Raw genomic sequence first — 24,238 nt, 5'->3', positions numbered from 1 at the left:
TCCATCGCACACGACAAAGGGCTGTGTGCCCTTGTCAAGCGATGTAAGGAGTTCAGCATGAGAAGAAAAAAAGATAAAAGCAATGGCATTACTGCTTTGTATGAAAGACTGTCTCGTGATGATGATAATGCTGGAGAGAGTAACAGTATCGTTCATCAAAAGCAAATGCTTGAAGATTATGCTATAAAACATGGCTTTACGAATCTTGTTCATTTTACCGATGATGGTTGGAGTGGAGCGACCTTTGACAGACCTTCATGGAACAGACTTGTTGAAGGCGTTAAAAACGGAGAAATCACTGCCTGTATCTGCAAAGATATGTCCAGAATCGGCAGAGACCATTTGCAAGTAGGTTTTTTCACTGACATTCTGTTTAGAGAAAAGGAAGTTCGATTTATAGCAATCAATAATGGTATTGACAGTGACCGTCAAGAAACCAGTGAGTTTGCCCCTTTTCTGAATATTATGAATGAGTGGTTTGTCAGGGACACAAGTAAGAAAATTAAAGCTGTACTGAAATCCAGAGGTTCTTCCGGCAACGCTCATACAAGTAATATCCCACCATACGGCTATTTGAAAGACCCCGAAAACCCCGACCATTGGATTATTGATGAAGAAGCTGCTGAAGTAGTCCGCAGAATTTATCGCATGACTATTGAGGGAAAAGGACCTTATCAGATAGCAAGAGAACTTTCAGAAGAAAAAATTGAAAGACCATCTTATTATCTTGGCAAAAAGGGACTTGGAAATCATGCAAGCAACTATGACAAAGAAAATCCGTATATGTGGCGAGGAAATCAGGTTACTACTCTGATTGCCCGACCAGAGTATATCGGAAAGACTGTCAATTTCAGGACATTCAAAAATTCCTATAAGGACAAAAAGACGAAAAGGGCAGATAAGGAAGATTGGGTGGTTTTTGATGATACACAAGAGCCTATTGTCGATGAAGAAACATGGCTACTTGCTCAAAAGTTAAGACAGAATGTAAGAAAAGCAGATCCTATGGGCGAGCCTAATGTTCTGACCGGAAAGATTTACTGTGCTGATTGTGGTGCGCCGATGTATAATCACAGGCAGCGGAAAGGGCGAGAAAGAATATACTATACTGCCAAAGGCGAAAAAAGGACAAGTTATTCCAATCCGGCAGATTGTTATGAATGTTCCACATATAATCTTGCTTATCAGAAGTATGACCGACATTGTACTTGCCACCATATTTCAACAAAAGCACTTAAAAGCATCATTCTGACAACCATACAGGAGACTTGCCATTATGTTTCTTTGAATGAGCGGGAGTTTGTTTATTCTCTGCAAGAAGAATCGGCGATGAAAGATATTGCTGCTTCTGAAACTGTAAAAAACCGCATTGAAAGAAATCAGAAGCGAGTTCACGAACTGGATATGCTTATCAGGAAAATCTATGAAGATAATGTGATTGGAAGATTGCCGGACAGGCTTTTTCAGAGTATGCTTACTGATTATGAAAATGAGCAGAACGAGCTAAACAAGATTATTGAGACTGACACCGCTGATATGCAACGAATTATAGGCGGTCAAAATAATGTGGAGCGTTTTATAAAGCTGGTTAAAAAGTATGAGAACATTACAGAGCTTACTCCTACCATGATAAATGAATTTATAGACAAAATACTGGTTCACGAGCCACAGGGAAAAGGTGCAGACCGCACCACAGAGGTGGAGATATATCTTAACTATGTCGGGCAATTTCAAGTACCTGTGGAGCAGCATGAACCAACAGAGGAAGAAAGGATTGCTGCTGAAAAAGAGGCGGAACGACTTCGCAGAAAACGAGAATCCAATCGTAAGTATATGAAAAAGATTCGTGAGAAATCAAAAGAATTTGCTGAACATGAGCGTATAGCAGAAGAAAATAATTCTGATAGCAATATGCGTGTCGAACAGAACGCCGCAACCAAATCAAATCGGCAAAAAGTGAAAGGAGAAAAAATAGCATGACAGAATTGAAACCACGAATCCATGACAAAAGCAACGGTCTGGACTATGTTCTTGTGGGCGATTACTATGTGCCGGACTTGAAGCCGCCGGAGGAACACCGCCCTATCGGTATGTGGGGCAGACTGCACAGGACATATTTGGAGCAGTACCGCCCTACAAGGTTCTCTGCCCTCTGTTTATCCGGCGAACTGCATACTTACCTTGCTGACCTGAACGAACAGGCAGCGGAAAGGTGCAGCCTTATCATTGAGCAGATGAAACAAGCCGAGGGTGTGACCGAAACCATGAAAGCAGACAATCAGATGTTGTGGGTACAGTCCATGAACTCTATCCGTAACCGAGCCGAAGAAATCATCAGACAGGAAATGATTTACTGCTGATTTTATCAAGTCCAAAACCAACAATTTTATATCGTCAACGAAGCGACAGGTATTTCCTTATGAAGTGTCTGTCGCTTTTCATTTATCAAATTTTAAGGAGGAAAACACAATGAAGATGAACCAGAATGAAATGGAAACCCTTTATGCCTTTGGCTGTCCGAACCTGAAAGCAACTGTCGAGCGTTTGCGTATGGTAGCTGCCCTTGCACCCGATCCAGTGGCGAAGAAGCTGTTTTATATGCTTTCCGTCAAGCTGAGTGCTGAGGGTGTTGAAAGGTGGTATCGCTGCTTTTACTGCAAGCTGCGTGTGTTGAAAAACCATAGGGAGGGCTGCTATGACGAGACTGACGAAGATTGAGAAAGAAACAATCGTTCTCTTTAATGAGGGCGAGGACAAGGCAAATATCTACACCCACAACGCCGGATTGAAAAAGAGGTTGGCTGCTTTTGCTAAGAAGTACCCTGACCTTTGCCGACTGGAAAAATCCAATGTTCAAGGCGGTGTTTCTTATGAGCTGGCAAAGTCCCGTCTGTCTATCCGTTTTCTGCCGCCTTACAGCGAGGAACGCAGACAGAAAGCCAGTGAATATGCGAAAAAGCATGGGCTGAACAGCCAGCAGGGATAATGTGATAATCAGGGCTGATATGCGGTTAAAATGTCAGGTGCAGACCTGATGTTTTGACCGTTGCCTATCGCCTGTGAGGAAAATATCGGGGACTATGGATTTTGCGAAAATGTGCGTTACAAGGTTTGAACAGGAACTCTGTACACAAAATTCTTTCTTCCATTCTTTAGGCTGATGAAGTATAATAGACAAAAGATAATTTTAGAAGTGAGCTTTTCGGGAGGCAGTATATATGGAAAAAAGTAAGGTAGAATTTGTATATAAAAATATTTCTTCATTAAACAAGATAAGTATAGTGAATAAAAAAATATTTCGTATTTTGCCATATATTTGTGTGCCATCACTTGCTATAGGGGGGATTGCGGTTTTCCTAAAAGAAATGTTGCCTATAAAAGGAGTGTTGCCTAATTATATTAGACTTGTTTGCTTAGTCATATTTTTCTTAACCTTTTTGATGTGGTTGGTGTCTTTCTTTTTTGAATACATTTTCCTGTTTTTATGGAAATGCCCTGTATGTAAAGGAAAATTTCCATGGTATAAGACTACTTTGGGATATTTAGGAGAAGAAGGAGGTAGTCTTGTAAATAAAGAAGTTAAAGATATTTGTGACCGCAAGAATAAGAAAATATCTTTAATTCAATATGAAAATAGCAATTTAATCATTCCCAAAAAGTGTCCGCATTGTGGTGAAGTTATATGGAAAAAATAATTTTTGTAGATTACCTGTAATCTGCCACAACTGAATATGACCGTTAAGGTCAGATGAAGAAACTGATGTATTGAGCGTAAAGCGATCATGCGTCGGTTTTTCTTATTTCATGAGCTGACAGAATTCCGACTGTATATCGCCTGTGAGGAAAGTATCGGAGACTATGGATTTTGCGGAAATGTGCGTTATAGGTAAGTAAAAAACTACTTGATAGAGCGTGAATTGAATTGTTCATATCGGTATGATATAATTTACTGAAATGAAGCAAGAAGGTGGACTTTTGTATGAAAAAATTTTTGAAAATATTGCTAATCATTGTAGGAATAGTTTTTTTGATTTTTGCAGCGCTGATATGTATTGGACTGTTTGTTGATTATGATGACCATATTGAAAATGGTCGCTATACTTATGTTCCGGAAGATGACAATAAAGACAATGCATATGTCGAATTCAATTTGAGTGATTACGATAAAAAGGATTCTGAACTCATATATTATAGTTCTGTCGAAGAAGCTATTTTGAATTCTCCTTTGAATGCTGAAAATGAAGAATTTTCTGTTCCAGAAGATTTTCTTAATCATGTTGATGAAATATTGCATATATGGAATGGCAAACAGTATGATACGATTTTCTATCGAGCAGGAAGTGATAACAATCCCGTTCAAGGTTTTGTGATGGCACGCTGCAAAAAACAGGTGGAGGAAGCAAGTGTACAATATGCATTTATGAATGCTACACCGGTTACAACTAAAGAGGATAGCATTCTTATATCTGATATTACAGAACTAATTCGTTCATCTTTAAAATTAAGTGATTTTCAACAGGACTTGAATCCAAATTATCCAGATACCAGATTTGTTTTTGGCTATGCACATGATAAGGAAATTTACTCATTAGAAGTAGAAGGTCAAAAGCCAGATGGTGTTATTGAAATCAATGTATATGACAGAACGATGTATCTATGGTATTATGATGATTTAAAGAGCGACAAGAGAGGAAACAATCTAAGTTATTCAGTAGATGTGCCAGAGTAATTTTTCAAATTGGCTAATCTGCCACAACTGAATATGACCGTCAAGGTCAGATGAAGAAACCGATGTATTGAGCGTAAAGCGATCATGCGTCGGTTTTTCTTTTTGCAAAATAGTCCGGTGGACTGTTTTGTAAAACCGAAGGAACTGACAGAGCTTGGGACGGGGCGAAGTCAGTTTGTTCGGGCGGGAGTACAGAGGGTGCAACCCTTTGTGCATGGGTACAGGGAATGCAATACCCCTGTGCAGGTCAAGGGCGGCAGCCTTGCCCAGTTAAGTGGCACTTCGCCACTTAATACTGGGTATTACTTGACGCAGAAAGCCGCAAGGAATCAGCTTCGCTGCCCTTCTCCCCTGTCGGGGAAATCAAAAAGAAAAGGAGGAATTCATGTGAAATTAACAAGGCACAATGGACGAGCCGGAAAGAATGGCGTTTATAATCCGAAGCACAATGACCGCAGTTTTGACATTGCCAACAGCGAACACATTGACGAAGAACGAGCCAAACAAAATCTCTATTGGGACTGTTACAATGGCTTCCGCAATTTCAAAAATCCCGAAAAGGAAAATGAGCTGTCTGCCACTTTTGAAGATGTGGAACAGCTTTTTTATCGTCAGCGGTATCGTGATTTTGTGACCGGACAGAACGAAAGAAATGTGAAGAACCGACACCCTGAAAGAAATAAGGAAACCGGAGATTTGCTCAAAAGCAAAAAGACCTGTCCAGAGGAAACGGTCTATCAGATTGGAACGCTTGATAATCATGTTCCACCGGAATTGCTCATTGAGATCGTCACAGAATTTATGGAAATCGTAAATGAGCGTTTCGGTTCTCATGTCCATATCCTGAATTGGGCTCTGCACTTGGATGAAAGTACCCCTCATATTCACGAGCGTCATGTGTTCGACTGTGAAAATCAATATGGGGAGATTGCCCCACAACAGGAAAAGGCTTTGGAAGCACTGGGGTTTGAACTGCCGGAACCGGAGAAGCCAGTCGGAAGAAAAAACAACCGCAAGATGACTTTCGATTCAGCTTGCCGAGTGCTACTGTTTGATGTGGCGAAAAAGCATGGCTTACAACTGGAAGAAGAACCGGAATATGGTGGTCGTGCATATCTGGAAAAACAGGACTATATTCTTTTCAAGCAAAAGGAGCAACTGGCAGCACAGGAGCAAAAGCTGGAAGAACTCACGATGAAGATTGAGGATGTGGAAGCTCTGGTGGATGAGGTTGCCGATATTGCCTATGACAAGGCGGTTGAGGTCGTTGCTGATACTGTGAAACTGGAAACGCACAAGGAGGATATTAAGCTGGTGGAGCAGTCTAAGACATGGGTTCTCTCCCCTGAGCGTAAGGCTTCAAAGAAAGAAATCGAGTATGCAACGAAACGATTGGATGGCGTGATTGCCAGAATCACAAACGCTATGAAATCAACCATTCAGAAAATTCAAACCACGCTGATGAAACCGGAGGTCAAAAAAGCCGGAACGGAGCAAATCAAGAAGAAAGCCAAAAGTTCCATTATAGAGCAGTTGAGCCGCAAGAAGAAAGAAATTGCAGAGCGTGAAGTCAGCCGGACAATTCCGGCGAAAAGCAAAAAACAGGATATGGAACTCTAAGGCACTTGCTGTTTTCACTTTGAAAATGACAGGTGCTTTTGCTTTAGGAAGCAAGAAAATATCTTCCATTCTTTAGGTTGATGAAGTATAATGATAGTAAGAAATTTTTTGTAATGACCTTAATCCAATAAGTGATTTTGCAATTATCAAGTAAAGGATGTAATTATATGAAGAAAGTACTGTTGCTTTTCAGTGTGATTATTATACTCGGTTTAACAGGCTGCTCTAACAAATATTTCAATGACTGGTTTAGCTCTGAACAAAATGAAACGGATAAGATGTGTCAACAAATTATCGAGGCATGTAAGCAACAGGATTCAGAGAAACTCAAATCTCTATTTTCCGAAGAAAGCAAAAAGAACATTGAGAATTTAGACACTGAAATCTCTGCTTTTTTCGATTATATTGAGGGCAGTATCCAAAGTTTTGAGGGCGATTGTGCATCATCAAGTGAAAGCAACTATGGTAAAAGGAAAACGGAATTGGATGGTATGTATCTCATATTGACAGAGAAGGAACGGTATTGTATGAATTTTTATATGTATAGTGAGGATGATGAAAATGCCCAAAATGTGGGGATATATAAAATTGAAATTGCATTAGAGAGCGAAGTGGCTGAGGATAATTTTATATGGGATAATCCCCCAAACGGTATTTTTGTTGGAGGACAAAATTGATTTTTGTTATGAGAGAACATTAAAGTATAAATTTCGGATGGTATAAGAAAAACTGACTACAATTAAATCTTCACAGCTTTACTAAGCAGGAGATCCGAATGATATGCTCCCTTCATGATGACAGTTTGTTTTTTCACTGTCTCTCATAAAGGGAGCATATCAGAAAAGGTCTCCTGCTTTTTTTCCCAAAAACTGAATATGGAACTCTAAGGCACTTGCTGTTTTCGTTTTGAAAATGACAGGTGCTTTTGCTTTAGGGAGCAAGAAAATATCTTCCATTCTTTAGGTTGATGAAGTATAATGTAAGCAACAAACTTGAAGTTTAAGGGAATGATATTATGGATTTTGCTATATTTAGATTGTTTATAAGAGTTTCATTATTTGTTATAGCTTTAATTGCTTGCATTATCTATCTAATTAAAAAAAGAAAACTTATCTATTCGATATTTTTTGATAAAGAAGCGATAAAAAAAGAATATACTGGAAAAAATGATATAATATTTCTTCGATTGGCTAATACCATTCTTGTTATAGTAGCTATTCTTTTAATCTTATATTTGAAAGATTTTGTTTTAGATATGCCTTACATCATAAACAAACAGTATAGTTATGCAGAAGGATATGTAACTGAACAATCTCATGGTGGTGCAGATATATCTTCTGAAAGAAGAAGTATTTTTCTATATGATAAAGTTAAAGATGATGAAATCGAAATCACAGTATTTTCAAGGTATGTTGATAAAAATACTTATTTAAAGGTACAATATCTTCCGCATACGAAATATGGTGCTATTGTAGAAAATAAATAATTCATTCTAAAAAGAAAAATCCCAGTTTGTATAACTGGCAACCCAACCACAATTAAATCTTCACAGCTTTGCTAAGCAGGAAATCTGAAAAGGTCTCCTGCTTTTTTGCACCTAAAATTAAATATGGAACTTTAAGGCACTTGCTATTTTCGTTTTGAAAATGACAGGTGCTTTTTTCGTTTCAGGAAAGGAGTCACATGAATGTATTTGAAATTGTAAAAGAAAATGTTACTGCCCGACAAGCCGCAGAAGCCTATGGCTTGAAAGTGGGTCGCACAGGTATGGCGTGCTGTCCGTTTCACTCGGATATGTCCCCCAGTATGAAGCTGGATGAACGCTATTACTGTTTTGGCTGCGGAGCAACCGGAGACGCTGTTGATCTCACAGCGAAGCTATTCGGTATCGGGCTGAGGGAAGCTGCTGTCAAACTTGCTGAAGATTTTGGTCTTAACTATGACAGCCGACAAAAGCCCAGTGTCCGCCCTCGTATTCGTGAGCCGACACCGGAACAGAAGTATCAAAAAGGAGAAAATCATTGCTACAAGGTGCTGACGGATTATTTTCATCTTCTTAGAGAATGGGAAAAGAAATACGCTCCTAAACAGCCGGATGAGGAATGGAATCCTCTGTTTGCAGAAGCACTGTATAAGAAGAACTATATCGAATATCTGCTTGATATTCTTCTGTATGGTTCATTGGAGGAACGAAAAGCACTTGTGGCAGAACAGAGAAAGGAGGTGTTGAAACTTGAACAGCGAATTGCAGAACTGTCAGCAGACAGAACCATGCACAGTAGAAGAAATCCGAAACAGCTTAGAGCAGAGCGAGAAAGGTAAGGTTTATAATACTGCCGCAAATTATAAGCGTGTTCTGCAATATGACCCACTTTTGAAAGGGGCTATCCGAAAAAATCTTCTGACCGAAAGAATCGACATTGTGAAGTCCCTCGGCTGGTATCGTGACAGCCCGACATTGACGGATGTGGATGTGAAATATCTGCTCCTATATTTTGAAGAAAACTATGGATTGACCGTAGAGAAGAAAATTATAGACGCAGTTGCGGTTATTGCCAATGAAAACCGTTACCACCCTGTCTGTGATTTTCTCAATGCCCTGCAATGGGACGGAACAGAACGCATACGCTTCTGTCTGCACCGCTTTCTCGGTTCTGATACAGATGATTACACCTGTGAAGCATTGAAGTTGTTTCTGCTGGGTGCTATCTCACGAGCCTTTAAGCCGGGGTGTAAATTTGAGGTAATGCTCTGTCTTGTAGGCGGTCAGGGAGCCGGAAAGTCCTCTTTCTTCCGTTTGCTTGCGGTCAATGATGATTGGTTCTCTGATGACTTGAAAAAGCTGGATGATGAAAATGTGTATCGCAAAATGCAGGGGCATTGGATTATTGAAATGTCGGAAATGATTGCAACCGCTAACGCTAAGAGCATTGAAGAAATCAAATCCTTTCTGAGCCGCCAAAAGGAAACCTATAAGATACCGTATGAAACACATCCGGCAGACAGAAAACGACAATGTGTGTTTGGAGGTTCTTCCAATACCCTTGACTTTCTTCCCCTTGACCGAACAGGCAACCGCCGCTTCGTTCCGGTTATGGTCTATCCTGAAAGGGCTGAGGTTCATATTTTGGAAGATGAACAGGCTTCCAGAGAGTATATCAATCAGATGTGGGCAGAGGCTATGGAGATTTACAGAAGCGGCAATTTCCGTCTGAGATTCAGTCCGGCTATGAACGCTTACCTGAAAGCTCACCAAAAGGACTTTATGCCGGAGGACACAAAGGCAGGACAGATTTTAGATTATCTGGAACGCTATTCCGGCAGCATGGTCTGTTCCAAACAGCTTTATAAGGAAGCACTGGGGCATGATTATGACGAACCGAAACAATGGGAACTGCGAGAGATCAACGACATTATGAATAACGCTGTCACAGGCTGGAGGGCGTTCAGCAATCCGAGGTATTTTCCAGAGCCTTACCGTAGACAAAAAGGCTGGGAGCGTATCAGGAACGACAACGAGCCTGACAACAGCATGGATGGTTTTCAAGAAATCCCGACAGAAGAAATGGAACAGTTAGGACTTCCGGAAGAATGGTTGAAGCAAAAATAAAAGCCCGTTGTCGCTTCGGTTGTCGAGCCGGTTGTCGGTCTGGTTGTCGGGCAAAAATCCCGAAAGCCTTGATATTGCGGCACTTTTCCCTCTCTGACAACCATGACAACCAATATTATAAAGAAAAAGGAAATAGTAAAAAGATAGTATCGCCCGATAAAGAAAAAAGTTTTTCTGATGTCCGTTGTCGGAACTTCGTTGTCAGACCTTTCCTTGTCGGGCTTTTTTCATTTAAGGAGGAATATCGTATGACAAATATTGTGAACAGTACACTACCCACCCCAAATAACCATTCGGAGAAAAACAAACCAGATGGAGTTTTTGTGATTAAGCAAGGCAAAACAAATTATAAAGTCAAAGTGTTTTTTGACCATAGTAGCGGTTTGACTGCTGAGGACAGATTGAAACGCATTATTCAGGCAGAAGCAGAGAGAGAATCTGCGTAAGTAATATAAAAAATATCCACGCACCCCCTTGACAAAAGCTTTCAGAGGATACGCTGCTGGCCGCGATGGAAAACGCGGGCAAGGAGGATATGCCAGATGATGCCGAGCGCAAGGGCATCGGAACCCCGGCGACCCGCTCCGGTATCATTGAAAAGCTGGTGTCCTCCGGTTTTGTGGAGCGCAGGAAGTCCAAAAAGATCACAAATCTGCTGCCCACCTCCACCGGCACGGCGCTTATCACCGTTCTGCCCGAACAGCTCCAGTCTCCGCAGCTCACCGCTGAATGGGAGCACCGCCTGAAAGAGATCGAGCGCGGCGAAATCGCCCCGGACAGCTTCATGGATGGGATCGCCGCCATGCTGAATGAGCTGGTGCAGACCTACAAGCCCATCCCCGGTGCGGAAGTCCTGTTCCCCTCCGGGCGTGAGGTGGTCGGCAAGTGTCCCCGCTGCGGAGCCGAGGTGACGGAATCACCGAAAGGCTTTTTCTGCGAGAACCGTGCCTGTTCCTTTGTTCTCTGGAAAAACAGCCGCTTTTTCACCGCCAAGAAAAAGGCGCTGACGAAATCTCTTGCCGCTGCGCTTTTGAAAAATGGCCGCGCCCCGCTGAAAGGCTGCTACTCGGAAAAAACCGGGAAAACCTATGATGCCGTCGTTCTTCTGGAGGATGATGGGCAGCACACGGGCTATAAGCTGGTGTTCGACAATGGCTGATGCGCCGCGTATGGATCACAAGCAGCTCCGCCGCGCCAAGAAGCTCATTCGGAAGCTCTGCTGTAATTACGATCACGGCAACTGCCTCGCGCTGGATGATGGAGAGCCTTGCGTCTGCGTACAGGGTATTTCCTACTCGCTGCTGTGCAACTGGTTCCGAAACGCGGTACTTCCCGCCGACCATGAGCTGCTGGCCGACGTGATGCGGGAAAGGCCGGGAAAGCGCTGCGCCGTCTGCGGTAAGCCGGTCTATTCTTCCTCCAATCGCACCAAATATTGCCCCGCCTGCGCCAAGCAGGAGCGTCGAAAGCAGGACGCCAAACGGAAGCGTAAACAATACTGGAACCTCCGCAAATAGAGACTGGGAAAGCCCCGTGCCGCAAGGCTTTTCCCATGCCGGATTGCAAGTGGCTGCGTCATTCTATCCGCAAGCGCAAAAACGGCCTCTATCTGCGGAGAATTGCCCCTGTGCAGGATGTGTTTTCTTCTGCGCAGGGGCGCTATTTTTTCTGAAAGGAGATCATCATGGCTGAAAAACAAACCAACAAAGACCGGATGCGGGAGATCGTTGACAGCATCGAAAATGGCATCAAGGAGCTGTTCGAGAGCGATAAGTACCGGAAGTACCTTGCCACCATGAGCCGCTTTCACCGCTACTCGGTCAATAATACCATGCTCATCTATATGCAGCGCCCCGACGCAACCCATGTGGCGGGCTTCAACAAGTGGCGCGATCAGTTCGGCAGGAACGTCCTGAAAGGCGAAAAAGGCATTCGCATCATCGCTCCTACTCCCTATAAGAAAAAGGTCGAGGAAATCAAGACCGACCCCGAAACCAATGCGCCGGTGCTGGACGCAGACGGCAAGGCCATCATTGAGGAAAAGGAAATCCGTATCCCTATGTTCAAGGTGGTATCCGTCTTTGACGTGTCGCAGACTTCTGGAAAGCCCTTGCCCCAGCTTGCCGCCGATCTGAGCGGCAATGTGCAGCAGTATGAGGTTTTCATGGAGGCGCTGCGCCGTGCTTCTCCCGTTCCGATGGAGATAAAGCCCGTTGCGCGGGATACGGACGGCTTTTTCAGCATTAAGGCGCAGAGCATCACCATCCGCGCCGGTATGAGTGAGGTGCAGACGGTATGCGCCGCCGTCCATGAGATTGCCCACGCCAAGCTCCACGACTACGAACACATGACGGAGCTTGCGGACGATGGTGAGACGATCCTTGTCCCCGGCGAAAAGAGCCGCAACACCGAGGAGGTCGAGGCCGAAAGCATCTCCTATGCGGTCTGCCAGTATTACGGCATTGAAACGGGCGAAAACAGCTTCGGCTATATCGCCACATGGTCAAAGGGCAAGGAGCTGAAAGAGCTTCGCGCCAGTCTGGAAACCATCAACAAGACGGCTTCCGAGCTGATTACGGACATTGACCGGCACTTTGCGGAGATTTGCAAGGAGCGCGGCATAGACCGGGAGAATTTGGCCGCTGCGGAGCAGCCAAGCGTGGAAGCGCCAGAGGCGGAAAAGCTCTACATGGTGGACAACGACAAATACATTCACGTTCAGCGCAGCGACACAGGCATTGATTACACCATCTATGACGCCGGTTCCGCAAAAGTGTTGGATGGCGGCGTACTCGACGGCACCGAACAGCAACTGTCCACAGCGGCGCTTGAGGTTTGCAAACTCCACAATATTGGCGGTGCTGCGCCGATCCGCCTTGCACCGCTGGAGCTGTTGAAAGACTTGCAGGAGGCAAACGAGTTGCCCCTCGGTGCTGGCGAACAAATCACCAGCACAGTCGTTGTTCCCACCGATGCGGCAGATAATATGCTCCCGGAGCTGGAACAGGCCGTCCCGATGCCTGACCCCACGCTGACGGTGGACGATATGCGCAGCTATGGGTATCTGGATAGCGATATGCTCCCACTTTCCAAGGATCGGGCAGTGGAGCTGCTGGAACATGACATCACGGTTTATATGCTCTATCCCGACAACGCCGAGGAAATGGTCTTTGAAGCCGAGGACATCATCAAGCACGACGGAATGTTCGGCGTCACAAGACCGGATTGGGATGCGGTCAAAGGCCATATTCCTCCCCGCGATGTGGAGCAGCGTTTTTTGAACAGTCCCACCGATGCTATGGCGATCTACCAACTGCGCCGGGATGCGCCGGTGGAGCTGCGTTTTGCCAATCTCGGCAGTCTGGCCGCGCCGCCTGACCCTGCCAACTATGAAGCCGTCTATACCCGTGAGGTGTACCCGGACGATGATACCGGCAGAATCCTTGAAAACTTTTACTACATTTTCAACGACGAGCGCCCCGGCGATTTTGTGGGACACAGCCTCTCCGTCAGCGACATCGTTGCGCTGAAACAGGACGGCAAGGTATCCTATCACTACTGTGACAGCATGGGATTTCAGGAGCTGCCCGCCTTTCAGAAACCGGAGAATTATCTGAAAGCCGCCGAGATGTCGATGGAAGATGACTACGGCATGATCGACGGCATTATCAACAATGGCCCCAAACAGCCCACCGTCGCCGACCTTGAAGCACAGGTCAAGGCCGGTATGTCCATCTCCTTGATGGATTTGGCAGAGGCGGCACACCGGGAAAAGAAGAAATCTGTGCTGGAGCAGCTCAAAAGCCAACCGGCCCAAGAACGTCCACACAAAACAGCGCCCAAAAAGAGCGCGGAAAAGGAGCTTTGATATGAAAATCACCTTTGAAGAACGCCAGCTTATGAGCCTCTACAACACCGGCACCCGCACGGGCTTGATCGCGGCGCTGGAGGAAATGCGCGGCTACCTCGCTGCGGATGAAACGGAGCTGCGGGAGCTGACGGACAGCGCCATCGCAAAGCTGCGCGGGATGAGCGACGCGGAATATGACGCGCTCGACCTGTTCCCCGATTTTGAAAAGGAGGATATGGATGCCGAGTAAAGTACAGATCTATGCGCAGATGGCAGACCGCACGGCGGAGCAGATCACGGGAAGCTACCAGAAGTGGACGGCATTTCTGACCACCGCCGCAAGGCTGTATAAGTACCCCTACAATGAACAGCTCATGATTTTCGCCCAGCGCCCGGAAGCCACGGCCTGCGCGGAATACGACCTCTGGAATAAGCAGATGCGCCGCTATGTGCGGCGAGGCAGCAAGGGCATCGCCCTTGTGGATACCAGCAGCGACCAACCAAAACTCCGATATGTATTCGATGTTTCCGATACCAGCGGCGGCGAGAACTCTCGCCGCCCTTATCTTTGGGAATACCGGCAGGAGCATCGTGAGGTGGTATCTGCGGCGCTGGAGCAGCGCTTCGACGTTTCCGGTGAAAGCGGGCTTGCCGATCAGTTGGAGCGTGTGGCGGCGCAGCTTGTAGATGAATACTGGCACGACAATCGGCGCGATATTGTCGGCATCGTTGACGGTTCCTTTTTGGAGGACTATGATGAGTTCAACATCGGAGCCGCTTTTCGGAACGCCGCCGTTGTCAGCACCACCTATGCGCTGCTGTCCCGCTGCGGGATGCAGCCGGGAGATTACTTCGAACATGAGGATTTTCTGAACGTCTTTGATTTCAACACCCCTCAGACCGTCTCCGCCCTTGGAACGGCCATCAGCCAGTCCAGCGAGCTGGTGCTGCGGCAGATCGAAGTCACCATCAAGAATTATGAGCGCGAGAAAATCGCGGAAAGGAGCGAAAGCCATGAGCGAACTGACCTACACCCGCAGCGGGGATTATCTGATTCCCGACCTGAGCCTGACCGAGCAGCCGCAAGCCCCGCTGGGCAAGTACGGCAGGATGCGGAAGAATTACCTGAAGGAGCATCGTCCGGTGCTGTGGAACAGCCTGCTGCTGTCCGAGAAGCTGTACCCCCATCTGCGGGAGATCGACGAGGCGGCGAACAACCGGCTGGAACAGATGATGCCGGAGCTGATGAAGTCGGCGGGCGTGACGGAATCGCTGAAAGCCAGCGACCCGATGAAGTGGGTAGGGCTGATGAACACGCTGAAAGCGCAGGCCGAGGAAACGATCCTCACGGAACTGGTGTTCAGCTAAATATGTTCGATGCCCCTGCTGGGGCGCAGATGTCCTTCTTCCCCTCAGAGGCAGAACAAATTCAATCCATCGCAGAAGCGGAGAGTGTAACACCCTCCGCTTTTTCTATGTTCATTTCTCAGGATGATATTGACCACATCCTGCGCGCGGGCGGTAATGCGGATGCAGCGCGGATGAAAATTGCTGCGGAATTCTCCAAGCAAAAACCTTTAGAGGATCGCGCGGTATTTCTCGAAAAGCTCTACTACGGCGGCAACGGCCTGATTACGGATAACGGCAGGTTTTCCGCATGGTACGGGGACGATGGTATCCATATTGCAACCGGAGATACCTCTCGCTATCTTCGTTCTGCCCAAGTGATAGGCTGGGCAGATGCGGCGGAGCGTATCGAGGAGCTTCTGGACGGCGGCGCATTTGCCACCAATCTTGAGGTCACGGAAGCCCCGCGCTATGAGCGGCTGGGTATTGCTGTGGATGTCTGGAACCTTTATCACGATTTCTCGGATGAAGCAAAGTCGCTGGGGTATCTGTCCTGCTTGGGTAATATCCATAGCACCAGCTTTCCAGAGGAAACGGAGCGTCTGACGGACGATCTGCTGAATCCGGCGTTCCGGGATAGGCTCCTGTCGGAATACAAGGTATTCATGGACGCCTACCGCGAAAACCGTGCGCTGCTGCGCTTCCATTACCACAAGTCGCAGGCACTTCTCACACGTTTGGAAGATTTGTCCCTTCCGCGAAAGGAATTCCGCTCCGATATGGAGGCTATTCCAGAAACCGGCAGGTTTATCACCGAAGATGAAATTGCGGCTTCTCTTGCAAACGGGAGCAGCTTTGAGGGTGGAAAGACCCGCATCTATGCGTTTTTCCAGACTTCGCACACTCCCAAGGAGAATGCCGATTTTCTGAAAAAGGAGTACGGCATCGGCGGGCATACCCATGCCGTATCCAGAGAAAGCGGCAGCTACGAGGATCACGGCAGCAAAGGCATCACGCTGAAAAAAGTGGGCTGTGCAGATGTTCAGATGAATTGGAACAAGGTCGCTTCGCGTATCTCTGAGCTGATTCGGATGAACCGCTATTTTACACCAGACGAACAGGCGCTTTATGATAAGGCGCAGGCACAGGATGTGGTGCGAAACACCGCCTACGACAGCTATAACGCCATCAAGGAAGCCCACCCGGACGACATCGTGCTGTTTCAGGTGGGCGATTTCTTTGAGATTTACGGCGAGGACGCAAAACAGGCGGCGGAGCTGCTTGACCTCAACCTTACCACAAGAGAGATACCCGGCGCTGGCCGTGTGGAGATGTGCGGCGTACCGTCGCACAATTTAGAGATGTATGTAGAGAAATTGCGCGATAAGTATGATGTGACGATTGCCGAAGCGCCAGACTTTAGAGGTGAGCGCCACATTTACACGCTGCGTTCTATCGACCATGAAGCAGAAGCCGCCATCAATGCTTATGAAGCAGAGTTCGGCGCGGACGGCACGAGGGTGTTCCGCGATCCTGCCGCCGATGTGCCGCAGCCCACGGTACGGGAGCTGTTTGACGGGTACAAGCTGACTGTTGGCAACGCGCTTTCCAAAGATACGACTTTTGTCAATGCCTGCCGCAATTCAGACCGCCAGAACGCTTATCTGGAGGGTGCGGACGCTATCCGTCGTATTGTCACGGCATCTGATGATCTCCAGCTTGTCCGCCTGTACTTTGATATGCCCGCGTTCCATAACCGGCTGCATCAGGAGCTTTTGGAGGAACTGTATCCCACGCTGGCAGCGACGGTCGCACCCTCTCCCTATCAAATCACACAGGAGGACATTGACAACGCGCTTCTGGATTGGCACAACAACCTAAAGGGCAAGCAGGAAGTTGCACTATATATGCAGGCGCATGGGCGAGAACGCAGCACCGCCGCATGGCTGGCTGCAAAATATGGCTGGGAAGATAGCAAAACTCCCATGTATATCCATGTAGGAAACGCCGAGCCGGTGACGCTCACATGGGCGCAGGTACAGCGGCGGTTGGCACAGCTCATCCGCGAGAATAAATTTTACGATGAGAATGAGCGACTGCGGTTATTTTCACCTGACCGATACTCCATTCGTCTGCATCCCGGCGAGGGCGGAATTACCGGCATTTGGGATGAGGTGTTGGAACGGTTCTGCGGAGATGGGGAACAAACGCTCCGCTTTGCAGAACAGAATAACGCCATTGCTTACTTGGATGGCATCAAACGGGATATGGGAATTGAGCTATCCCCTCCGGCGTTTACAACACCGCTTGGCTATACTTATCATATTGGAGATCGCATTTCATCCATAGAGTTAGACCACATAGCAGCAGTCGGCGTTATCGCGCGTGTAGATGAAGATCACGTCTGGCACACGTTACCGAACGTACCCGGACAGGAACCTGTCAGCATCGACCGCAATTCCTTTGAACGCTACCTCGACACCAGATATTTCGAGGTTTCTGAAGCGGAGCCGCAGCGCGTCATTGCGGCGCAGCACACAGAACAGCCAACCCCGGAGACGCCGCAAGCGGTTCAAACCCTTGTGGGTCAGCGCGTAGAAATTGACGGTACGCTCTATACTATTGATTCCGCAGATGAAACTGTCGCGCATCTCAGCAACGTTCCATCATCCAGCGAGAACAATCACGAGCCGGAACACAGAACCGAACCGGTTTCTGCTGTCCTCACACGAATTGCAAATCAGGGTCGTGAGCTTGCGCCGAATATTTCGGCATATCAGGCGCTTCGTGCAGAGCATCCCGAAAAGCTCATCGGTGTCCGTGTCGGAGAACGGCTGCTTTTTTATGGCGCGGATGCAGAACGAGCCGCCAGCGCTTTGAATCGCCGCCTGCTGCAACGCGATATTCCCGGTATGGGCGAAACCGCTGTGACCGGCTATGATTTTGGACAATGGGCAAGCGCCGCAAAGCGGCTGCTGGAGCATGGACACAGCTTCGTGTTTGCGCAGCCAAATGAAACCGACGGCTATGATGTTATCAACGAGGCCGATGCCAAGGAGTATATCCCCATTGGCATGGAGTTGGAGATTGACGGACGGAAGTTTGTCATTGACAGCGTAAATTTCGGCACGGATGAAGTATCTCTGCGCGATGTGACTTTTCAAAACAGGCAGGGCTTTCCCATTTTCCGCGCTGAACACATTGCGTTTATACGCTCGTTTGTTGAAGAGCAGGAACGGGAGCAGCCGCAGCCTGTCACCAAACCCGTCGCGTTCTATCCTGCCGAGAAAACGCATTTGCCCTACGACATAGAAATCCAAACGCTGCACATCCCGGAACCGGAGCATGACCCGCCCTCTGCGGAACCCGCCAAGCCTGAACCGCCTGCCATGAGCGAGGAAGAAGCTCTGATTCTGGATCAGGAAGGGCGCGCGGCACTTTCGGAAATGGGCGAATTCGTGCCTGATTTTGATGATGCCATCTCACAGGCCGAGATCGACGAGCCTCCCGCACACCGTCCTGCGGTATCTATCCCCCTTGATGGCGAGTGGCAGGGCTTTCCCAGCGTCGCCGCTGCGGAGCAGGCCGCTTATGCCGACTTCAAGGCGGCAAGCCACCGCGACGCGCAGAATTTCCACATCACCGATGATGCCCTCGGCGTCGGCGGTGCAAAGGCAAAGTTTCGGGCAAATATGGCGGCTATCCACCTCCTGCAAGAGCTGGAGTTTGAGGGCTTACAGGCCAGCCCGGAGCAGCAGGAAATCCTCTCCCGCTATGTGGGCTGGGGCGGTTTGGCAGATGCGTTCGATGAAAATAAACCAAACTGGTCGGACGAGTTTGCAGAGCTGTACGCCACACTCTCCCCGGAGGAATACGCTGCGGCCAGAGCGTCCACGCTGAATGCCCATTACACCAGCCCCACCGTTATCAAGGCGATCTATGAAGCGGTCGGCAATATGGGCTTCCAGAGCGGCAACATTCTGGAGCCGTCTATGGGCGTTGGCAACTTTTTTGGCCTGCTGCCGGAACAGATGCAGGGCAGCAAGCTCTACGGCGTGGAGCTGGACAGCATCACCGGACGCATTGCCAAGCAGCTTTATCCCAAGGCGGACATTACCATCGCGGGCTTTGAAACAACGGACAGAAAAGACTTTTACGACCTCGCCGTGGGCAACGTCCCGTTCGGACAATATCAGGTAGATGACCGGGCTTATAACAAGCTCGGTTTTTCCATTCACGACTACTTCTTTGCCAAAACCCTCGACCAAGTGCGTCCGGGCGGCGTGATCGCGTTTGTGACCTCCCGCTACACGATGGACAAGCAATCGCCCGAAGTCCGCAGGTACATCGCGCAGCGGGCGGAGCTGCTGGGTGCCATTCGTCTGCCCAACAATGCGTTCCGCGCCAACGCCGGTACGGATGTGGTTTCGGACATTCTCTTTCTCCAAAAGCGTGACCGTCCCATTGAGATCGAACCGGATTGGGTACACCTCAGCCAGAATGGGGATGGCTTTGCCATCAACCGCTATTTTGTTGACCACCCGGAGATGATTTTAGGCAGGCAGACCTCCGAAAGCACCCAATACGGCAAGCAGGATTTCACCGTTGTCCCCATTGAGGGGCTGGCGCTTGCAGATCAGCTCCATGATGCCGTGAAAAACATTCGCGGCACCTATCAGGAGGCGGAACTGCCAGAGCTGGGCGAGGGCGAACAGATCGACACGTCCATCCCCGCAGACCCCAACGTGAAAAACTACTCCTACACCGTGGTGGACGGCGATGTGTACTACCGGGAAAACAGCCGCATGGTCAAACCGGAGCTGAACGCCACCGCCGCCGAGCGTGTCAAGGGCATGGTCGCGCTGCGGGATTGCGTGAATGAGCTGATTGCCCTGCAAATGGACGAGTACAGCGCAGAAAGCCGGATTCAGGAAGCGCAGACCGAGCTAAACCGCCTCTATGATGCGTTCTCCGCAAAACATGGCCTAATCAATGACCGTGCGAACCGTCTTGCGTTCTCTGACGATTCCTCTTACTACCTCCTGTGTTCACTGGAAGTGCTGGACGACGACGGAAAGCTGGAGCGCAAGGCGGATATGTTCCACAAGCGCACTATCAAGCAGCAGCGCAGCGTAGATTCTGTGGATACCGCCAGCGAAGCCCTTGCTGTCTGCATCGGAGAAAAAGCCTGCGTCGATCTCGACTTTATGGCCTCCCTCATGGGCGGCAGCGAGAAAATCCCGCAGATCGTTGAGGATTTGAAGGGTGTCATTTACAAGGAACCCAACAGCGGCCCGTTTGACTTGCAGGACGGCGGCGAGCATTGGGCGAAGGGCTGGCAAACGGCGGACGAATATCTCTCTGGCAACGTCCGGCAGAAGCTCCGCACCGCACAGCGTGTGGCAGCGCGCGACCCGTTCTTCACCGGGAATGTGGACGCCCTGATTGCTGCCCAGCCGAAAGACCTTGAAGCCAGTGAGATTGAGGTGAGGCTGGGTGCGACATGGCTTGATAAGAAGTACATCGAGCAATTCATGTACGAAACCTTTGAAACGCCCCGCTATCTGCGCGGACAAATCGAGATCAGCTATGTCCCGTACACCGCAGAATGGCAGGTTTCCCGCAAGAGCATGGTGCGCTACAACGATGTGGCGGCATTCACCACCTACGGCACAGACCGCGCCAGCGCCTACCGGCTGCTGGAGGATGCACTGAACCTCCGCGACATTCGCATCTACGATACCATTGAGGATGCAGACGGACGGGAGCGCCGTCTCCTCAACGCCAAGGAAACCACCCTTGCCGCGCAGAAGCAGCAGCTTATCCGGGATGCGTTCAAGGACTGGATTTGGAAAGACCCGGAGCGGCGCGAAACGCTGGTACGGCAATACAACGAGGAAATGAACAGCACTCGTCCCCGCGAGTATGACGGCAGCCACATCGTTTTCTCTGGGATGAACCCTGAAATTATCCTCCGGGAGCATCAGAAAAACGCCATCGCCCATGTGCTGTACGGCGGGAATACGCTGCTGGCACACGAGGTCGGCGCGGGAAAAACCTTTGAAATGGTAGCCTCTGCGATGGAATCCAAGAGGTTGGGACTGTGCCAGAAATCCATTTTTGTCGTGCCGAACCATCTGACGGAACAGTGGGCATCCGAGTTTCTGCGGCTCTACCCTTCGGCCAACATCCTTGTCACTACCAAGAAGGACTTTGAAACCCACAACCGCAAGAAATTCTGCGCCCGTATCGCCACCGGCGACTATGACGCTGTTATCATCGGCCACTCGCAGTTTGAGCGTATCCCCATCAGCCCGGAGCGGCAGGAGCGGCTCCTTCATCAGCAGATTGAGGAAATCACCGATGGCATTCAGGATACCAAGCTCGCAGGCGGCAACAGCTTTACCATCAAGAGCTTGGAGCGCACGAAAAAGGGGCTGGAGGCGCGGCTGAAAAAGCTGCAAGCCAGCGACCGCAAGGATGATGTGATTTACTTTGAACAGCTCGGCGTAGACAGGATGTTTGTGGACGAGTCGGACAATTATAAAAATCTTTTCCTCTATACGAAGATGCGCAACGTGGCAGGGCTTTCTACCACCGATGCGCAGAAATCCTCGGATATGTTCTCCAAGTGCCGCTACATGGATGAGCTGACCGGTGGGCGCGGCGTGGTGTTTGCCACCGGCACCCCGGTTTCCAACTCCATGACAGAGCTTTACACCATCCAGCGCTATTTGCAGCATGACCGGCTGCAAGAGATGGGTATGGGCCACTTTGATTGCTGGGCAAGCCGCTTTGGTGAAACCACCACCGCGCTGGAGCTTGCCCCGGAGGGCACCGGCTACCGGGCAAGGACGCGCTTTGCAAAGTTTTTCAACTTGCCCGAATTGATGAATCTGTTCAAAGAGGTTGCCGACATCAAAACGGCGGATCAGCTCCACTTGCCCACGCCGGAGGTTGCGTACCACACCATCGCCACCAAACCCACGCAGATCCAGCAGGACATGGTGAAAGCCCTCTCGGAACGAGCGTCCAAGGTACACAGCGGTGCGGTCAGCCCGGATGTGGACAATATGCTCAAAATCACCTCGGACGGACGCAAGCTGGGGCTTGACCAGCGCATCATCAATCCCATGCTCCCCGACGAGGAAACCACCAAGGTCAATCAGTGCGTGGCGAATATTCTCCAATACTGGCGTGACGGTGAGGCGGATAAGCTGACGCAGCTTGTGTTCTGCGACATTTCCACGCCAAAGACCGCACCCTCGCATCGGACAGCAAAGGCGTCCCCCGGTACGCTGGACAACCCGGAAATCCGTGCGCTGGAGAGTGCAATTCCGTTGGAAGAAAGCTCTGACACGCCGTTTACGGTCTATGAGGATGTGCGTCAAAAGCTCATAGCCGCCGGGATGCCCCCGGAGCAAATCGCGTTCATCCACGACGCCAACACGGAGGTCAAAAAGCGGGAACTGTTCGCAAAGGTACGCAGCGGTCAAGTGCGCGTCCTGATGGGCAGCACGGCCAAGATGGGCGCGGGCACCAACGTGCAGGATCGTTTGGTCGCACTTCACGATTTGGATTGCCCGTGGCGTCCCCGTGATCTCACGCAGCGAAAAGGCCGCATCGAGCGTCAGGGCAATCAGAACAAGCTCGTTCATGTCTGCCGCTATGTGACCGAAGGGACATTTGACGCCTACCTCTGGCAGACCGTTGAGAACAAGCAGAAATTCATCTCTCAGATCATGACCTCAAAATCCCCGGTTCGCTCCTGTGAGGACGTGGACGCTACGGCGCTGTCCTTTGCGGAGATCAAAGCGCTATGCGCCGGTGATCCCCGCATCAAAGAGCGCATGGATTTGGACATCGAGGTGTCCAAGCTCAAAATTATGAAAGCAGACCACAACAGCAAGCAATTCCGCTTGGAGGACAGTCTGCTGAAATACTTCCCGGAAAAGATAGAGGAACACAAGGGCTTTGTTCGTGGGCTGGAGGCGGATATGCAGACCCTCGCGGCGCATCCGCTCCCGGCAGAGGGCTTTGTCGGCATGGAGATTCGCGGCGACCGGCTCACCGATAAGGAAAACGCCGGTGCCGCGTTGCTGGATACCTGCAAGGAGGTCAAGGGCAAAGACCCGGTACAGATCGGCAGCTATCGCGGCTTTACCATGTCCGTTGCCTTTGATTCCATGTGGAAAACGTACACGCTGACGCTGAAAGGCCGGATGACACATCGCGTTGAACTCGGTTCGGATGCCAGAGGCAACCTTGTCCGCATCGAGAACGCGCTGGATAAAATGCCGGAGCGTTTGCGCAGTGTTCAGGATCAGCTTGAAAACCTCTATAACCAGCAGGCAGCGGCAAAGGCTGAGGTCGGTAAGCCGTTCCCGCAGGAGCAGGAGCTGACCGCAAAGACTGCACGGCTCATCGAACTGGATATGGAGCTGAATCTGGACGGCAAGGGACAGCCGCAGCCTGAGCAGGCGATTGCAAAATCGGCGCGGCCTTCCGTTCTGGATAGGCTGAAAGCGTCGCCTGTTCATGGCGCACCGGAAAAGCCCCACAAAAAAGAAATGGAGGCACGATAATGAAAAATCTCCCCGTTTACAAGCACCCGGCAGCCTACGCCAGAGAGCATGACGAGCTTGCGGCCTACCGCGCTTCTAATCAGGCGAACGCAGCCTGCAAGGAAGCGATTGAAGCCGCCATCCGCGACCACTACCGGGATAACCGGCTGGATGCAGCAGCGGTCGATCAGGTGGTGCAGCAGTTCGGCTATGACCGCGCATTTCATATCCTCGCCATCACCGTCTGTCAGGCAGATTGGGACAGACGGTATTCTCCCGACAACAGGGCTTGGGCAAACGCCATGTCCATCCCCGCCAATCCTGACGCATGGGGTACTGACCGCAACTGCTATCTGGCCGTCAGCAGCCATCCCGGTCTGGTCGATCTGTTTCTCAGCCAGACCCGCAAAGCCTATGCGCAGGAGCGGCAGAAAACCTCTGTCCGGGACAAGCTGAAAAAGCCGCCTGAAACAACTTCGCCGAAAATTTCGGCGAAGTCCAAAGCCCCGGAGCGCTGA

The 24,238-nt window shown here is 49.3% G+C and carries 18 protein-coding genes and 1 pseudogene; all 19 read left to right on the top strand.

Features of this window, described 5'->3' with window-relative positions:
- The first annotated feature begins 57 nt into the window (after positions 1 to 57).
- Complete coding sequence (locus tag ACSAMP_RS07725) at positions 58 to 1,980, top strand: DUF4368 domain-containing protein (RefSeq protein WP_457800044.1); 1,923 nt, start codon at positions 58 to 60, stop codon at positions 1,978 to 1,980.
- Positions 1,977 to 2,360 carry a TnpV protein gene (locus ACSAMP_RS07720; protein ID WP_118143145.1) on the top strand — a complete coding sequence of 128 codons (384 nt, stop codon included), beginning with the start codon at positions 1,977 to 1,979 and terminating at the stop codon, positions 2,358 to 2,360. The genes ACSAMP_RS07725 and ACSAMP_RS07720 overlap by 4 nt, the downstream gene beginning before the upstream one ends.
- Before the next feature lie 109 nt (positions 2,361 to 2,469).
- Complete coding sequence (locus ACSAMP_RS07715; protein ID WP_117677514.1) at positions 2,470 to 2,718, top strand: ferredoxin; 249 nt, start codon at positions 2,470 to 2,472, stop codon at positions 2,716 to 2,718.
- A complete protein-coding gene (locus ACSAMP_RS07710) occupies positions 2,696 to 2,986 on the top strand; it encodes a hypothetical protein (protein ID WP_005930793.1) in 291 nt (96 codons plus the stop codon). The genes ACSAMP_RS07715 and ACSAMP_RS07710 overlap by 23 nt, the downstream gene beginning before the upstream one ends.
- 232 nt (positions 2,987 to 3,218) lie before the next feature.
- Positions 3,219 to 3,695: a hypothetical protein gene (locus ACSAMP_RS07705; RefSeq protein ID WP_003023125.1), complete on the top strand. Its 477-nt coding sequence runs from the start codon at positions 3,219 to 3,221 to the stop codon at positions 3,693 to 3,695.
- A 284-nt stretch (positions 3,696 to 3,979) separates the two neighbouring features.
- Positions 3,980 to 4,729, top strand: coding sequence for a hypothetical protein (locus tag ACSAMP_RS07700; protein ID WP_118610060.1), 750 nt, complete (start codon positions 3,980 to 3,982; stop codon positions 4,727 to 4,729).
- A 198-nt stretch (positions 4,730 to 4,927) separates the two neighbouring features.
- Entirely contained in the window at positions 4,928 to 6,349 is a 1,422-nt protein-coding gene (locus tag ACSAMP_RS07695) for a plasmid recombination protein (protein WP_457800043.1), read from the top strand.
- A 167-nt stretch (positions 6,350 to 6,516) separates the two neighbouring features.
- On the top strand, positions 6,517 to 7,026 hold the full coding sequence (locus tag ACSAMP_RS07690) for a DUF5104 domain-containing protein (protein ID WP_024720781.1): 510 nt from the start codon (positions 6,517 to 6,519) through the stop codon (positions 7,024 to 7,026).
- A gap of 338 nt (positions 7,027 to 7,364) precedes the next feature.
- Positions 7,365 to 7,835 (top strand): hypothetical protein, encoded by a 471-nt coding sequence (locus ACSAMP_RS07685; RefSeq protein ID WP_022616344.1) that lies wholly within the window; start codon positions 7,365 to 7,367, stop codon positions 7,833 to 7,835.
- A 197-nt stretch (positions 7,836 to 8,032) separates the two neighbouring features.
- Positions 8,033 to 8,671: a CHC2 zinc finger domain-containing protein gene (locus ACSAMP_RS07680; protein ID WP_107030418.1), complete on the top strand. Its 639-nt coding sequence runs from the start codon at positions 8,033 to 8,035 to the stop codon at positions 8,669 to 8,671.
- The gene (locus ACSAMP_RS07675; protein WP_206603618.1) at positions 8,595 to 9,959 is read left to right on the top strand and encodes a virulence-associated E family protein; all 1,365 of its coding nucleotides are present in this window, start codon (positions 8,595 to 8,597) and stop codon (positions 9,957 to 9,959) included. Before ACSAMP_RS07680 ends, ACSAMP_RS07675 begins: the two co-directional genes overlap by 77 nt.
- Positions 9,941 to 10,405 carry a transposon-encoded TnpW family protein gene (locus ACSAMP_RS07670; RefSeq protein ID WP_241522614.1) on the top strand — a complete coding sequence of 155 codons (465 nt, stop codon included), beginning with the start codon at positions 9,941 to 9,943 and terminating at the stop codon, positions 10,403 to 10,405. Before ACSAMP_RS07675 ends, ACSAMP_RS07670 begins: the two co-directional genes overlap by 19 nt.
- A gap of 32 nt (positions 10,406 to 10,437) precedes the next feature.
- A pseudogene (locus tag ACSAMP_RS07665) lies at positions 10,438 to 11,118 on the top strand (DNA topoisomerase); the annotation flags it as partial.
- A gap of 10 nt (positions 11,119 to 11,128) precedes the next feature.
- A complete protein-coding gene (locus ACSAMP_RS07660) occupies positions 11,129 to 11,476 on the top strand; it encodes a cysteine-rich VLP domain-containing protein (RefSeq protein ID WP_429835591.1) in 348 nt (115 codons plus the stop codon).
- A 167-nt stretch (positions 11,477 to 11,643) separates the two neighbouring features.
- A complete protein-coding gene (locus tag ACSAMP_RS07655) occupies positions 11,644 to 13,827 on the top strand; it encodes a YodL domain-containing protein (protein ID WP_457800042.1) in 2,184 nt (727 codons plus the stop codon).
- A gap of 1 nt (position 13,828) precedes the next feature.
- Entirely contained in the window at positions 13,829 to 14,059 is a 231-nt protein-coding gene (locus ACSAMP_RS07650) for a transposon-transfer assisting family protein (protein WP_370864147.1), read from the top strand.
- 764 nt (positions 14,060 to 14,823) lie between these two features.
- Entirely contained in the window at positions 14,824 to 15,177 is a 354-nt protein-coding gene (locus ACSAMP_RS07645; RefSeq protein WP_240287441.1) for a TnpV protein, read from the top strand.
- Positions 15,178 to 15,179: 2 nt separating this feature from the next.
- Complete coding sequence (locus ACSAMP_RS07640) at positions 15,180 to 23,741, top strand: helicase-like domain-containing protein (RefSeq protein ID WP_457800041.1); 8,562 nt, start codon at positions 15,180 to 15,182, stop codon at positions 23,739 to 23,741.
- Positions 23,741 to 24,238 carry a DUF3849 domain-containing protein gene (locus ACSAMP_RS07635; protein ID WP_457800040.1) on the top strand — a complete coding sequence of 166 codons (498 nt, stop codon included), beginning with the start codon at positions 23,741 to 23,743 and terminating at the stop codon, positions 24,236 to 24,238. Before ACSAMP_RS07640 ends, ACSAMP_RS07635 begins: the two co-directional genes overlap by 1 nt.

It is taken from the genome of Flintibacter sp. SJQ-8, assembly GCF_054108085.1.
The sequence above is the reverse complement of the archived record's forward strand: the minus strand, read 5'-3'. Positions and strand labels throughout refer to the sequence as shown.